Here is a 12,844-nt window from a genome sequence, read left to right on the forward strand (position 1 = left end):
GCAAAACAGAGAAAGGAAACGACATCGAGTAATTTGCCTGTTATCGGGCTCTGCCGCTTCCTTTCTTTTCAGGGGGTGTTTTCATTAAAAACAGGTAATTAGCTAGAAGAAGAACGGAAACGACTAAAAACGAAAAATTCTCATAAATAGCGAGAATCTGCGCGGACGCCGCCCCGTAGCGCATCGATATGCCGGAAAGGACCCGCAAGTGATAACAATTACCATTTGCAAGTGGAGGTTAACGATTCAGAGAATTCCAGATCGGACCTCCAGGCGCCAGAGAGTTGCGGATAGCATCGCCCGCTGCGTCATTAACTGCCTGTTGCAGATTAACGGTTGATGCTGCCTGAGCAGCTATCGCAGCCTGAAGGGATGTGAACAAATCGCTTTCGCGTACGGCATCAATTACGGCCTGTTTCATTTCATCAGTAAGCACTGGGATAGTGGTTACATTCACCGGCGTAAAGAGACCTGCCTTAAACACGATCTTGCGCGAATCACCTTCAATACTGGCAGAGTGTAGATTGCTTGAAGTTTTCCCAGGGAAACCACCAAAAGCCAGGCCATCACCAGAGATACGGAACGGAGCCGACTTGTTCAGCGCCCAGTCATTGTTCGGTAGCTCTTCAAGCTCAACCGGCAAAAGCTCGTCGTTAAGTGGCTTTCCTTTCTCATCAACCAGCATGGCGACAATCAGATAACCATCAGGAACCATGATTTGCTCGCCGGTAACCCATGGTTTCTCCGAGTATCCGCCACGCGAGAACTCACTAAGCACAATTGGTACGGAACGAAGATGAACGGAGCCACGCCCCGGAACAACCGCACAAATCCGCGCTCTCAGCTCACTGGCGCTTTTACGCGTATTGCCCTCACCATCTTTTATTGACACACCAACAGGCGGTAGCGTGACAAGGGCATTCATCATCTGATAGGTACTTTTCATAATATTTCCTTTTAGGTGTGAGCCTGTCGCACGGGAAAACCGCCCGATAAAGCGGAATGCCCCAGGCTCACTACTGAAAGATATCGTTACGTCAGGCTGCGCGTGCGAGGCGCATAAAAAAGCCGCACGGCGGCGGCTACTGTCTGAATATCAGGATGTTGCTTTGCTTTAACCCTGGCTAAGGTGAGCATTCAGCCCGTCAGTGGTGGGACACTGGCGTAACCATCGAAGGGGGATGGCTGATTACCTCTGGATTAAGGGATAAATGATGCCTCAAATTCGTTATATCGAAGGTTTGCAACTGGCGACAAATTGCAATGATTCTGCCGATGTGGCCAATGAAGTAACCGCGCTAAAACTAGCATTAGGATTACTTTTTGCACGATTACCAGACGCAGATAAGAATCAATTGCTGATTGAACTGACACAATACGATTTTGAACCATTCAATAAGCTATCTAAAGAATTACAGCAGTTTATGCCAAAATAATTATCAGGCCGGTTTATCCGGCCTTAATACGAAACGTTGGTGCATAGAAAATAACTGACTTTTTATCCTCACTTAAACCGAAATATGCTTTTCCCATAACTTACACCTCTTTTCGTTTTATGTAGGAGTTAACCATTATCAAGCCCACCAGCAGATGAGCTTTGTGATGATTAGTCGCCGAGCTGCAACACACCATGCTCCAGTGAATCGGAATATGCGATCAACCCTGTGTATTCAGGGATGATCTCGCCGTCATCGGCTTCGAACTGAGGAAGTGTGCCAGTGGTGATAGTGTATTGAGGCGCACCGTCTTCTTTAGCGAAGGATGCTAGGTCTTCAATCTGCTTTGCTGTAAGAACTACTGTCATGCTCATTCCTTAGTTGTGAAAAAGCCCCGCTATTGCGAGGCTCTGGTTTCTTTCTGGCAGTTCGTCTGCCACGCTTTGTTATGAGCCAGCACATCACGCTTCGTCTGCTTGTCCATAGCGTCAATGTCATGGTCTGTAAGATAGAGGGGCTTCACCCAGTCACACGCCGTATCAACGACTACCGGGACGCTTCCACGATTCCCGCAGCTCGCGATCAACATCGTCATCAGGCATATGGTTAACAGTCTGCTGTACATTGCTGGCCTCCTTCGTTACTTCAACCCGGCGCTCAGCAACCGCTTCAGCCGCTGCGGCGTGTTCTTCAGTACGCTGCTGCTCAGCTTTTGCTTCGGCCTTGCTGGTGCCACGGACATGGCCCAGACCAAACGCGCCAGCGATGGCGGCTATCACTGCAGCGGCCAGTCCGACCAACATTTCAAGAGTCATAGGCTCACCCGCTCCCGGATCCAGCCGTAGATGAACGACTCGTTAGCCGGGCGCTGCTCTGCCAGCTCGAGATAACGCTGACCCTGGCTGCAGTTCAGTGCGCGGAGTAATACGGTTTCCCCTTCACTGCCGCGTTTCGCCAGGAACAATTTCAGGGCGCTGATGCTGCGCGGGCCAATCTGACCGTCGGCAATCAGGTCAGGGTAAAGCTTCTGCTGGTCGTTAAACGCATTCAGCCAGCGCTGGAACCATTTCACCTGGACAGATGGCCCCATGTTCACGCCCGTGTCACAGAGTTCGGCGGCTATAAGCTGGGAGACGCCTGCTACCAGGTCGAAGCGTGGGCCATACCAGTAATCGGCCTCGAGGATATCGAGAGCCTGCTGGCGGGTTAGGTCACGCACATCGCCGACATAACCGTGGGCACGGGCGGTTGACTGCGTTATGCCCCAGTTCGTCGGCCCGCCTTTGTCGTCAGGATGATTAACGTAGCCGCCCTCCTTGCCGAGGATGGCATTGAAGATGTCGTCTTTAGTCATTGGTGCCTCAGGTAATCAATCAGACGCGCAACGTTTCCACGAGCCCAGACAACAGCAGCGCAAATAAGAACGTTGACCAGTACCACAACCCAGTGTGATTCGTGGTACAGGCCAAACAGGTATCGGAAAGGAACGCTGGCATACACCAGCACTGAAAAGTAAGCCACCAGCGATATTAATGGGCGATGCCTTGCCCCTTCGCGTTGATAGAACATCAGGAACACAACAATCACCGCGCAAATTACAGCATTGGCCATCGCGCTTGGGTCACTTGTTACCATTATTGGTCCCTCCTCCCCGCATGCGGGAAAGCATACCGAACAGATTTCCCAGCTCCTGGTTGTTGATGAATGTGAGGAGCTTGATAGCCAGTGCGGCAACCGCTACCGCGCCTAGTGCATCCAGTGGGCGATCACTGTATCCCGTCCACTTCGCAAGATAGGAGCCCACCAGACCAGCGCCGAGAACGCCGACAATGAACGATGTCACGAAATAGCCCACCAGCTTCAGCCGGGTAATGTTTGCTGCTGTCGCCACATAAAATACAGCACCTGCGAAAGCGCCAAACACCACGCCGTAATCAATACCGGTTGCGAACCCAAATACACTAGCCCCCATCAGGCCACCACCGGCAATCGTTGTGCCAGACACAGGATCGGACATTTAGCCCCCTCTTATTGCTGTGAGTCCTCTCAGAAAAATTAATGAGGGGAATAAAGGTCAGGCTCGCGGGCTCTTAGGCAAAGGTGGATGTAAGAAGTGATTCCCGGAGCCTGAAAAAGAAAAGGCCCGCCGAAGCGAGCCTGAAGAATGAAAATATCAAGAATTAGAGGCGCTCCATCTGACAAACCACCCACGGTTATTCAGACTTTAATGGAGCGCTTTTGAATGGACGCTGGTTAGGTAACACATCGCAGTGGCATGCCGCAGTATTATCACAACAGCGCCCATTCAAAACTGGAGCGGTCAGCGGGAATCGAACCCGCATCATCAGCTTGGAAGGCTGAGGTAATAGCCATTATACGATGACCGCAATTTAGTGTGCAGTGCTGGGTGCCTCCCAGTGAGTCAGCCAGTCGAACTGCCTCGCGCGAGCATTTGAACATTATCAGTTTTGACTGAGCGCCCCGCCGCATAGGGGGATTCACTGCATCAATAACGTAAAACATTTTCATAAATCGCGTCAATGTATTGTGGTGGCGAGCGCCCATCTCTCGCTTAACTCCAATCAGGACTTACGTGCCGCTGAGTTATTGGCCGGGTGTTAGCCGATATTTTCTTTCACCGCAATGGACAGGGCGCTGCCTGCCGGGGTGGTGTGTACCAGGTCTTACGGGCGGCTTTGGCCTCAACACCCTGTCCGTTGCAATGATTTTGCCACTACCCGGAGTGGCCACGCTCATGCCCTTGAGGTGCTGTCGCTTTATCGCCGCTGATAACCGGTGCGCGTCTGGCTTTCGCGCTGCTCTACCGGAGCTAGTTTTGATATAGGAACCTTAACCCATCGCTACACAGGCCCGCTCAATGGCGACTCAGGGCAGCATCATGACTGCTGCTTTGCCTTTCGGCTGCAGTCTATCCGCTTTACTGGTGCATTTTCTTACCCTCCAGAAACGCAAAAGCCCCGCACGATGGCGAGGCTCCTTAAAATCATTTACTGCCAGTGCATACAACAATGGCACAATATCAGATTTACATGAAATATATGCGTTTCAATCCAGTTTTGCAATGTTTTGGTGTGAATTTGTCGCCTTTTGTTGTGAACGTGATCGCGTTACTTGCAATAAAGCCACAATGTCGAGGCTCATGAAGATTCGCTTCATCTCCATCCAGCGATCGGTAAACGTCTCTGACCAGTTCTTTGGTGTCACGCCCACCAATTCTGCCAGCGCCTGGTACTCGTATGTCTCACGTCCGCCCAGCCCCGCTTTCACATCCTGCGCCGACAGCCAGATTAGCTTCCTCAGTCGCTCCATCGTTTTGCCTGCCACCCGCTTACCTTCCAGTTGCTGGCTGAACTCAGCCCAGGCCCATTGCGTTATTGCCACCTGGTGGTCCCAACTGGTGTTCTCGCTGTAGTTCCATAGAAGCCACGCCTTCTGATGCTCTTCGAGCGACAGCAGCGCGCGGCGCCAGGATGCGGTTGCAAACTCTACCGGCTGAACCAGCGGGATATGAGAGCCCTTGGCGTGCGACTGTTTGCCAGGGATCGGCGGGTTATCCAGCGTAACCATTTCACCGGTTACCTCATCAAGCACTCGAGGCTTTTTACGCTTAAAGGTTTTCGTGTCGAACTGCGCGTTCTCCAGCCAGGCCATTAACTGCCCTTTCGTCGCCCCGCTCAGATCGGCAGTGGCCACAATCAGCTGCTGCCGCACATATTCCAGGTATTGAGTATTCACGCCGCCTCCAGCTGTTTCAGTTCTTTGAGTTTTGCGCGGTACTCATCGCGAATACGGATGTAGTCCTCGCGCTTCCATTTCGGTAATTCGTGCGGGCCCATCAGGGCATCAAAGCGGGCTTGGCCGATTTTGGCGATCAGCGCCGGGCGGTAGGCCGTCAGGTTGCCGGAGAGATGGTTATTACAGGGGGCGCACTGGCGATGGCAGTTGTCCTCATTGAAGCGCAACTCAGGGTTAGCGCCGGTGGTGCGGTAATGCCCTGCGTGGTATTGCCCGTCATGGTGGCGACCACAGCTGATGCACGGAAGATGCCGATCCCGGTACCGGATAAATTCGTTGAATGCCTGTTGCGCCTGCTTAACGAAGTGGCTGAGTGGCTTCACCGCTTGGCGACGTTCGGCCTGCTGCGCCCGCTGTTCTTTCGCCTCCTGGCGCTGACGCTTCACTTCCTTTCGCTGCGCATCCTCCCGGGCTTTTCTGGTCTGTTCTTTGCTGTATGCGCTGGCGCACTCGTAACCGCACACGGTTTGCGTGTCGCGTGTCGGGTGGAACCACTGGCGGCATTCTTTGTTGGCGCACTTACGGCGCGGTAGCTTAGCCATGCTCACCCCTACGCCTTGTTTTGCCAGACACGGCTCGGGCGCGGCGCTTTGTCGCCTTCCGGCAGCTGCGCGCTGATGGTCCAGGTGATGTTGTCGCAATTCAGGCTGCGCTCGACTTTGACGCCGCGGCGCTGGTAGTTAGCCACCAGCTCGTCGGCCTGCTCGGTGGTGCATTCGGTGTGATGGAACCAGCTGTATTTCATCGGTATCATCCCCCAAAGCTCATCAGCTGCGCAGCGGCGTTCTCAGCCTCATCCTGCGTACGGAATGGCTTGGACAATATCCAGTGCCAGAGGACATCAAGCGCGGCCTTGTAGAGCTGCTGGAACTCGATTTCGCCCATATTCGCGAAGGAGATGCTACGGGGGTGTTTGCGGAGTGAACCGTCAGGCAGTTTGATGGTGTCGTAATGCCCGGCTTCGACGATGACCCAGGCCCGGTACGCTTCGTATGATTTGCAGAGGCTGATGCCGTTTGTGACGCGTCGCCCAGCTACCTGCTCGAGGTAATGCTCAGCGGCGTCCTGCAGGGCGTTTGCGCTGCCGCCGTACGTCGACAGGAAATTAGCGAACCCGGTCACCAGCTTGCGCTCGTTCGCGGAGATAGCGCCGCCGGTAGGTTCCCAATACTCAAAGCCGAGATTCAGCAGAGCAAAGAAACGACGGTGAAAGGCCGGGTTACGGACCTGTTTGAACTCGGCCACCAGCACAGCGCCGAGCTTAAATTTTGATTGCAGTAATTCACTGGTCTCCGGCGTCGCGGGGATCAGGATTTCTGAGGACTGCTTGATGAGTTGTAGCTGCGCCATGGTACTCTCCGTGGCGCATAAGGCTGTCAGTTGTTCAGGCTGACACTGACATTATGTACAGGTGATAATGGAAAATCAATGTAAAAACCCGCCGAGGCGGGTTTCCATAATTCGGGAATAAATGCGAATCAGAGAACTGGGGTTCTTCATAACCCATCATTGATGCATAACGGAAGCATTATAAGAATTTTTTGGCTGCATCTAAAATTTCCTGAGTACTCAGTTCTCTGTCTGAAGCCACATGCACAACCCCATGGTCACCTGTCAGGGAAGGGAAATTTGCCGACATAATTTGAAGAAAAGTCTCCTCACCATTTGGGTATTCTTGTCGTATAGACGTAATGCCATCAACGATGGAGATCACTTTGCATGGTTGGAAGTTAAAAAAAACGATAACACTTTTCATTTAGCACCATGACTCAATTGGTTATTTTCCTAACGACAGTCATGTCAATGACAGGAGTAGGAAATCAATAAAGACTTTACTCGACTAGTCTAAGGATTTTACCTTTGATGCTTACCGACTCATTAAAAACCATTGTTGTTTTACAAAAAATACACTTTGCACCAAATGGATTTTTTTCTGAAACATCAAAGATTGACGTTCGATATTGAGACCCATGACAACATGGGCATCTGAAATGAATATTTAATCTGATAAAATATACCTCTTAATGACAGCTGGTTTGTTCGCCTTCAGAAAGCCGCATTATTTTACATTGTAATATTCGTGCAAAATTCTAAAAAACATAAGCAACTATCTTAATAACCGTGTATGGTGGCACTCCCGTAAATCAGGAGATGCCTATGTCCGGACGTAAAAACTCGCAACAAAACCGAAATTACCTAATCAAGTGCTTATGCCCAAATTGTTCAAAAAACTCAGAGCATAGTTTCATAAGAGTACAGAAAGGCTCTCAATTAGTCTGTCCATATTGCAACACGTTGTTCAAGTCCTCACAACACTTCTAAAAAACAACCATTGCCAAATAGTGTCGTTTGCTTATTCTAACTAACTCATTTGGCAAAAAGTTGTGTGCCATAAAGTTGAAGTGATGCTTTTGGAGGCAGCCTAGCCTCTTACGCACTTTATTATTTTACAAGCAGTTAGCTTCTGCTTTTAGACTCTTCATGCAGCAAGCCTGCACTTCATCACATCGGTCAGCACACTCATACAAATGTAAAAATGCACTGACCTGATGTTTCGAGTGTGCATCTGATGCGCACCTAAGGCAGGCCTGACCACTCAGGAATGAACCATCATCGTTATCGCAGGCCTGTATATGTTTATTTATCGCAAAGAATTACACCGGCTGCAGCCGGGCCCTTATCTCCGCGTTGAATCGCAAACTCAACCTTTTGCCCTTCAAACAATGTTTTTAAATTATCACCATGAAAGGCAGAGAAATGGACGAACACATCTTTACTTCCATCAATCGGAGAGATAAAGCCGAATCCTTTATCTTCGTTGTACCACTTAACCAAACCTTTTATTCTTGAAGACATACTAGCTCCTTTTGAGTATTTTAATCTAAGAATTATAATAAACGCATAGTATTGTACGTTGGACTCAAAGAGAGGAGATATCAGCGATAGAGCCTGGCTATGAGGACTGCTCGATAAAATGTCTTACGTTGCGTTTGTATTTCAAACTTACCGTCTCATTAATGCATTTCCATCACTGATAAGCAAATTTTATTTTAGCCATCCAGGAGTCCTTATCAAAACAAAGCAGTATAATTAGCTTTTTATTTTTTTACGTGTATAGTTTGCCTCGTATTTTTAACAAGGAATCTATTTGTCTCGTAAAATGACAGGAATTGTAAAAAGCTTTGACTCTATCAGTGGCAAAGGTTTCATTACCCCATCAGACGGTCGTAAAGACGTTCTACTTCATATTTCAGCAGTTTATCACACTAAATCCGAGCACTTAAGACCAGGACTCCGTGTCGAGTTTTGTCGAATCAACAGTCTTAACGGGCCTGTCGCCGCGAATATTTACCTTTCCTGACCATTCCTTGGTTTGGTTGATATGTTGCAATCCAGCATCAGTCTGCAGTTCTCCCCCTCTTTTTCCTCATTTCGTAAGGAGACCTGTAACCATCTACCGAGGTCACTTCCCCAGTTTCAAATCTCTTGGCATTTGCTATTTCGGATTGAAGCACATGCTTTTTATACCGATTCTTCTGTGCTTTGTATTTTTCAGCAGGTGTCATTTCTTCATGTGACATAAAAATCCCCTCGATAGTCTGAGGGGATTATAGGTCAGGCTGCTATGGATTTTCTGTGACACATCTCCAGCAGGTTCGCCCGGACCAGCGCATCAGTTAACCTGTACAGCCTGTGCTGCTCAGGCATGAATAAACTTCGAAGAGGCTCTGGCTGTCGATATGGGGATTCCCATATCGCTTGTATGGTAGTTAAGGCCTAAATCGGTGTCTGGTAATCCTGCCCCCCCCCCCCCCATTTTCATATCTTCTCGGATATTATTCCCCGCCTTCTTTGGCGCTGTCGGCAGTGCGCATTCACATTCGACCGTTCCAAGCATCTGCGGGCAGTGATAAGTTCCATGCCCGCCGCATTTAGGGCAATTGGTTGCCGTTTCCTGATTTTCCCGCAAATGTTTGGTTGACGAATATCCGCTTTCCCGCAAAGTTTCATCTTCCGCATAACCCAATCCTTTATCCGTAAACGAGATGATCACCTTGGTAGGGTCGGCACACTGAGGCTCCTCTCCATGCCGGAACACAACAAAGCTGCAACCATGCATCTCGGCCAGTCGCTCTGCCTCCGACTTCCAACCATCCGGAGTTGCCGGAGAGTTGCACCGGAACGCCAGCAACTCACGATACGCATTGGCCTGCGGATTGTTGCCGTACGCCATTGCTTCAAGTTCTTCATTCGTGAATGAGTTATCTGGAATGGCCTGATCCATGATTTCCTCATATTCGGCAACCTGCGGGTCTACTGGCGTGGATAGGTCGCGGAAACCACCTCCCAGCATCGCTTTAAACCCAGCAATGCCAGCATCATGCTCAGCTCGTTGCTCTGGAGTCATAGCATCAAGATCTGCGTAATATTCAGCGCGGCGGTTCAGTACGTCCAGCATGCATTGAGTGCTCACTCCCTTGCCGAACTTAAGTCCAGGCTCAAGAAATACAGGACACGGAAGTGTTTCAGGAAGCACCAGAGATGGCGGCGATGCGTAGAGAGGATCTGGCGTGCCGACATAATTCGACGCCTCTTCCAGAGTGTGGCAGAACACTCCGTTCACCTCCCATGCCACTGGCTCACTCTTCGCCTTCCGCACCTCCCGCAACTCTCTCAGCCCCTTCACCGCATCAGAAATGAAATGGTCCATGCTGCTGCCGTTGCGATACTTGAGCGAACTCTCCAGCGCTTCGATAACGCGTTCAATGCGCTGTACCGGGAGTGGAGAGTTTGCCTGGTGGTTAGCTGGGTCTGTTAAGTTGATTTTCATGCTGTATTCCCCTCTGGCTTGTTCACGATTACACCGTCATAAACCTCTTTGAGGTGACCGCGTAAATCCATGCGCCGGAGCGCGCTAAACATGTAGTCGCATTCGGCCTGCTTGTTTGCTCTAAATGGCTTGCTAGCCGTGACAACCCAATCGACATTACCGGGCCAGCCATACACTTTTTTGACCCGGCCTTTGACGACGTGAAGCAAACCCCATCCCGGTGGTAAATCTTCGATATTTACGATACCCGGCTCGCTAATCATGAAGCGCCAATCACCCATCCCTTTCTCAGGCTCAACCCGGAAAGGTTTCTTGCGGTCGGCCAGGAGGTCAGAGCGAGAGCATTTAGCCTCAATCAGGCAACTAGCGCCGTTGCGAAAGCCGATAGCATCAGCCTGCTCACCGTAAGGTGTCCAAGCACGGAACCGGTCATGGAAAGCGACTTTGAAGCCGTTGTTTTGCAGGAACCGGCAGGCGAGCAGGCAAAGCTCGTCGTGCGTTACTGGCAGTAAGCTCATCGTCCTTCTCCTTCGATAACCTGGATGCCAGCGGCGGCCAGCGAACGGCGAGTTTCAATGCCGTGTGCATTCCAGCCGTTAACGAACCCATCGTTATAGTCACTTTCGCCATAGCGAAATCGCTCTTCTGGCATCTTCACGGTGACGGTGCAGGATTCCAGCTCGGCGATGCGCTCCTCATACCGTGCGCCAACTGATACAGCTTTGTGGTATGCCTCAAGCCATTTTGAGGATTGCGCCTGCGCCTTCTCCAGCGCCTCTACCAGCGCCTTGACGTTTTCGGGGCTAGCAGCGGTGATGAACTCTGCATCACGCTTTTCCGACGCGCATGCAATCATCACTTCTTTTCCGCCGAGTACAAAAGGCGTGGCAGTGATGCCATTAAACAGCGTTGATGCCCGACGCCAATCTCCGTTACTCGCTTTCTCTGCTGCCGCTTTCATGGTCGCCATCAGTGCGGTGATATCGTTGCTCATGCCTTTAGCTCCCGGATGGTGAATGTCATTTTTTCGAGCTTGGACTTCTGTTTCTCGATAGATTTAATCTTCGCTTGGCGACGACGTTCGCAGTCAGCAATGGCCTCTTCTTCGGTTAGCCAGAACTCTTTCCCGTGGGCGTAATTCCGGTAACCGCCTGATTGGAAAAATGCCATATCACCATCTTTTTTGACTTCCGCATCGACGACAAACGGGCCCTTTGAAAGCGCGTACTTCGTGACATAAATTTTGGTTAGCTCAGTGCTCATGATCCACTCCTTGGCGTTACCGGAGACAGTGCGGTGATATCGTTCATTGGGCCTCCTGCGTTTTCTGTCGCAATTTCTTGCTCTGGAACTCAACGCCATCACAAGGCGCTACGTTTAATTTCCCGTTATCTTCCAGGATGGCGATGATGAACCGACGCTCTTCGATTTTCAGAGGGCGCTGAACAATGCGGCCGTCTTCCAGTTCCATCACGATGGTTGCGTTTTTAATGCTCATGATTTCGCTCCTTGGCGTAACTGGGCGGCGAACTCATTCAGTTCGTCGAAAACATAGCCACTGCCCCAGCGCTCTGATGCTGCGTACTCAATGGCGCTGGCCCGCACTTCAGCCAGGTACGCGTCGGTTGCCGGAGTTTCTTGTTCGATTATTTCTTCAACAACGTCGCTGTGATAGGTGTCGATATCACTGCGGTGAATATCTGTGAAATAGCCCTCGACTGTATGGTGGTGGCCATTCATGTAGCCGTAGTTATACAGTTTCACGCTTATAGTCTTCAGCCCCGCAGCCTCCGCTACCACCGCAGCAAGCTGCTGACGCAGTGATTCCAGTGCCGTGTCACGCTGCGCACGCAAGGCAGCGATTTCAGCCGCAACCGATGCAGGACCGTCTTCGCCGCAGGCTTCCATCATGGATTTTTCCCAGATGCGCTCGGCGTTCACAGCAGCATCACGCTCAGAAATTGCCACCGCAAGCTGCTGCTCAAGCTGTTCGTATGTTGGCTTCATGCTCATTTCAAAGCCCTCAAATGCGATACGTTCTTGCGGTAGCTGCCCCAGTCGAAGTTCACCCAGATGCCGTTATCCATGGTTAAGCGGTCGATAACGCGAAGTCCCAGAGAATCCTGAAGCCCTGCATGGTTCAGGTTCGTCAGCACGCCCACCGGCTTCATCGAGGACAGGCGGCGGTCAACGACCTGGTTCAGAATAACCTTCTCGCCGCTGCTTCCGCGCTGAATGCCGACCTCGTCCAGCACCAGCAGGTCAACTTTGCAGAGGTCATCCAGCAGAGAGGCTTCCGACTGGCCGCCGTCGTAGCATTCGCGAATCCGAAGCATCAGATCCGGAATGGTGACAACCAGAACCGAATGGCCAGCAGCCAGAAGATGGTTGCCAATTGCCGCGGCAAGATGGTTTTTCCCTGTACCAGGAGCGCCACTGAACACGAAGCTTGCAAATCCGGTCCCGAAGTTCTGCGCGTAGCTCTTAGCCATGGTGTAGGCCTTGCGCTGTTGCTCGCTGGATACTTCGTAGTTGGCGAACGTGCAACTGCGGTGCAGGGTCTGGATGCCAGAGCGACCGAAGATTTTCTCAGTGCGCGCTTTCTGGTTCATTCGGTTCAGTTCCTCGCATTGTTTCAGCCCTTCCTCCCGCTGCCACGCCAGCAATTCAGCTGCGTTCGTGAACTTAGGCCGTACGCCGGGCGGAATGAGTTTCTTCAGGCGCTCAAGCGCGCTGCCAGCACCAATCATGTTTTTCATCG

General features: G+C 51.1%; 25 protein-coding genes and 1 tRNA gene. 3 read left to right on the forward strand and 23 right to left on the reverse strand.

Annotated features, from left to right (window positions below; translation table 11 throughout):
- Nucleotides 1-238 precede the first annotated feature (238 nt).
- Complete coding sequence (locus V6944_RS00690; protein ID WP_333497517.1) at nucleotides 239-946, reverse strand: hypothetical protein; 708 nt, start codon at nucleotides 944-946, stop codon at nucleotides 239-241.
- A gap of 265 nt (nucleotides 947-1,211) precedes the next feature.
- Between V6944_RS00690 and V6944_RS00695 the strand changes: the two genes are divergently transcribed.
- Nucleotides 1,212-1,436, forward strand: a complete 225-nt coding sequence (locus V6944_RS00695; protein WP_198421940.1) for a hypothetical protein — start codon at nucleotides 1,212-1,214, stop codon at nucleotides 1,434-1,436.
- A 170-nt stretch (nucleotides 1,437-1,606) separates the two neighbouring features.
- On the opposite strand, the gene V6944_RS00700 is transcribed toward V6944_RS00695, so the two are convergent.
- From V6944_RS00700 to ymcF, 13 genes are all read right to left on the reverse strand, one after another.
- On the reverse strand, nucleotides 1,607-1,804 hold the full coding sequence (locus V6944_RS00700; RefSeq protein ID WP_333497518.1) for a hypothetical protein: 198 nt from the start codon (nucleotides 1,802-1,804) through the stop codon (nucleotides 1,607-1,609).
- 29 nt (nucleotides 1,805-1,833) lie between these two features.
- Nucleotides 1,834-2,025, reverse strand: a complete 192-nt coding sequence (locus tag V6944_RS00705) for a hypothetical protein (RefSeq protein WP_333497519.1) — start codon at nucleotides 2,023-2,025, stop codon at nucleotides 1,834-1,836.
- Nucleotides 1,976-2,251, reverse strand: a complete 276-nt coding sequence (locus tag V6944_RS00710) for a hypothetical protein (protein WP_333497520.1) — start codon at nucleotides 2,249-2,251, stop codon at nucleotides 1,976-1,978. Before V6944_RS00710 ends, V6944_RS00705 begins: the two co-directional genes overlap by 50 nt.
- Nucleotides 2,248-2,790, reverse strand: coding sequence for a glycoside hydrolase family 108 protein (locus V6944_RS00715; protein WP_333497521.1), 543 nt, complete (start codon nucleotides 2,788-2,790; stop codon nucleotides 2,248-2,250). Before V6944_RS00715 ends, V6944_RS00710 begins: the two co-directional genes overlap by 4 nt.
- Entirely contained in the window at nucleotides 2,787-3,071 is a 285-nt protein-coding gene (locus tag V6944_RS00720; RefSeq protein WP_333497522.1) for a phage holin family protein, read from the reverse strand. The genes V6944_RS00715 and V6944_RS00720 overlap by 4 nt, the downstream gene beginning before the upstream one ends.
- Entirely contained in the window at nucleotides 3,058-3,453 is a 396-nt protein-coding gene (locus V6944_RS00725; protein ID WP_074477644.1) for a phage holin family protein, read from the reverse strand. Before V6944_RS00725 ends, V6944_RS00720 begins: the two co-directional genes overlap by 14 nt.
- 295 nt (nucleotides 3,454-3,748) lie before the next feature.
- Nucleotides 3,749-3,823 (reverse strand) — tRNA-Gly (locus V6944_RS00730).
- A gap of 679 nt (nucleotides 3,824-4,502) precedes the next feature.
- Nucleotides 4,503-5,192, reverse strand: coding sequence for a bacteriophage antitermination protein Q (locus V6944_RS00735; RefSeq protein WP_333497523.1), 690 nt, complete (start codon nucleotides 5,190-5,192; stop codon nucleotides 4,503-4,505).
- Nucleotides 5,189-5,794 carry a recombination protein NinG gene (locus V6944_RS00740; protein ID WP_202217836.1) on the reverse strand — a complete coding sequence of 202 codons (606 nt, stop codon included), beginning with the start codon at nucleotides 5,792-5,794 and terminating at the stop codon, nucleotides 5,189-5,191. Before V6944_RS00740 ends, V6944_RS00735 begins: the two co-directional genes overlap by 4 nt.
- 8 nt (nucleotides 5,795-5,802) lie before the next feature.
- On the reverse strand, nucleotides 5,803-6,003 hold the full coding sequence (locus V6944_RS00745; RefSeq protein ID WP_442910712.1) for a hypothetical protein: 201 nt from the start codon (nucleotides 6,001-6,003) through the stop codon (nucleotides 5,803-5,805).
- Nucleotides 6,003-6,602, reverse strand: coding sequence for a DUF1367 family protein (locus V6944_RS00750; RefSeq protein ID WP_333497525.1), 600 nt, complete (start codon nucleotides 6,600-6,602; stop codon nucleotides 6,003-6,005). The genes V6944_RS00745 and V6944_RS00750 overlap by 1 nt, the downstream gene beginning before the upstream one ends.
- Nucleotides 6,603-6,780: 178 nt before the next feature.
- The gene (locus V6944_RS00755) at nucleotides 6,781-7,008 is read right to left on the reverse strand and encodes a hypothetical protein (protein ID WP_035893863.1); all 228 of its coding nucleotides are present in this window, start codon (nucleotides 7,006-7,008) and stop codon (nucleotides 6,781-6,783) included.
- A gap of 76 nt (nucleotides 7,009-7,084) precedes the next feature.
- Nucleotides 7,085-7,261 carry a cold shock small protein YmcF gene (gene ymcF, locus V6944_RS00760; RefSeq protein WP_227675179.1) on the reverse strand — a complete coding sequence of 59 codons (177 nt, stop codon included), beginning with the start codon at nucleotides 7,259-7,261 and terminating at the stop codon, nucleotides 7,085-7,087.
- Between the two features lie 148 nt (nucleotides 7,262-7,409).
- Here ymcF and V6944_RS00765 point away from each other — a divergent pair, with 148 nt between their 5' ends.
- On the forward strand, nucleotides 7,410-7,574 hold the full coding sequence (locus V6944_RS00765) for a YnfU family zinc-binding protein (protein ID WP_227675158.1): 165 nt from the start codon (nucleotides 7,410-7,412) through the stop codon (nucleotides 7,572-7,574).
- 315 nt (nucleotides 7,575-7,889) lie between these two features.
- On the opposite strand, the gene V6944_RS00770 is transcribed toward V6944_RS00765, so the two are convergent.
- Nucleotides 7,890-8,108: a cold shock domain-containing protein gene (locus V6944_RS00770; RefSeq protein ID WP_035893861.1), complete on the reverse strand. Its 219-nt coding sequence runs from the start codon at nucleotides 8,106-8,108 to the stop codon at nucleotides 7,890-7,892.
- A 292-nt stretch (nucleotides 8,109-8,400) separates the two neighbouring features.
- On the opposite strand from V6944_RS00770, the gene cspF reads away from it, so the two are divergent.
- Complete coding sequence (gene cspF, locus V6944_RS00775) at nucleotides 8,401-8,613, forward strand: cold shock-like protein CspF (protein WP_072011377.1); 213 nt, start codon at nucleotides 8,401-8,403, stop codon at nucleotides 8,611-8,613.
- A 37-nt stretch (nucleotides 8,614-8,650) separates the two neighbouring features.
- Here cspF and V6944_RS00780 read toward each other — a convergent pair whose 3' ends face one another.
- From V6944_RS00780 to V6944_RS00815, 8 genes are all read right to left on the reverse strand, one after another.
- Nucleotides 8,651-8,833, reverse strand: coding sequence for a hypothetical protein (locus V6944_RS00780; RefSeq protein ID WP_202217833.1), 183 nt, complete (start codon nucleotides 8,831-8,833; stop codon nucleotides 8,651-8,653).
- Nucleotides 8,834-8,952: 119 nt separating this feature from the next.
- Complete coding sequence (locus tag V6944_RS00785) at nucleotides 8,953-10,083, reverse strand: hypothetical protein (RefSeq protein WP_333497526.1); 1,131 nt, start codon at nucleotides 10,081-10,083, stop codon at nucleotides 8,953-8,955.
- Entirely contained in the window at nucleotides 10,080-10,592 is a 513-nt protein-coding gene (locus V6944_RS00790; RefSeq protein ID WP_333497902.1) for a hypothetical protein, read from the reverse strand. The genes V6944_RS00785 and V6944_RS00790 overlap by 4 nt, the downstream gene beginning before the upstream one ends.
- A gap of 5 nt (nucleotides 10,593-10,597) precedes the next feature.
- Nucleotides 10,598-11,077, reverse strand: coding sequence for an ead/Ea22-like family protein (locus tag V6944_RS00795; RefSeq protein ID WP_333497527.1), 480 nt, complete (start codon nucleotides 11,075-11,077; stop codon nucleotides 10,598-10,600).
- Entirely contained in the window at nucleotides 11,074-11,346 is a 273-nt protein-coding gene (locus V6944_RS00800; protein WP_333497528.1) for a hypothetical protein, read from the reverse strand. Before V6944_RS00800 ends, V6944_RS00795 begins: the two co-directional genes overlap by 4 nt.
- 43 nt (nucleotides 11,347-11,389) lie before the next feature.
- Complete coding sequence (locus V6944_RS00805) at nucleotides 11,390-11,581, reverse strand: hypothetical protein (RefSeq protein ID WP_333497529.1); 192 nt, start codon at nucleotides 11,579-11,581, stop codon at nucleotides 11,390-11,392.
- A complete protein-coding gene (locus tag V6944_RS00810) occupies nucleotides 11,578-12,096 on the reverse strand; it encodes a hypothetical protein (protein ID WP_333497530.1) in 519 nt (172 codons plus the stop codon). Before V6944_RS00810 ends, V6944_RS00805 begins: the two co-directional genes overlap by 4 nt.
- A complete protein-coding gene (locus tag V6944_RS00815) occupies nucleotides 12,093-12,842 on the reverse strand; it encodes an ATP-binding protein (RefSeq protein WP_112203239.1) in 750 nt (249 codons plus the stop codon). The genes V6944_RS00810 and V6944_RS00815 overlap by 4 nt, the downstream gene beginning before the upstream one ends.
- Nucleotides 12,843-12,844: the final 2 nt, after the last annotated feature.

This window comes from Kluyvera sp. CHPC 1.2972 (genome assembly GCF_036759925.1).
Taxonomy (GTDB): Bacteria; Pseudomonadota; Gammaproteobacteria; order Enterobacterales; family Enterobacteriaceae; genus Kluyvera.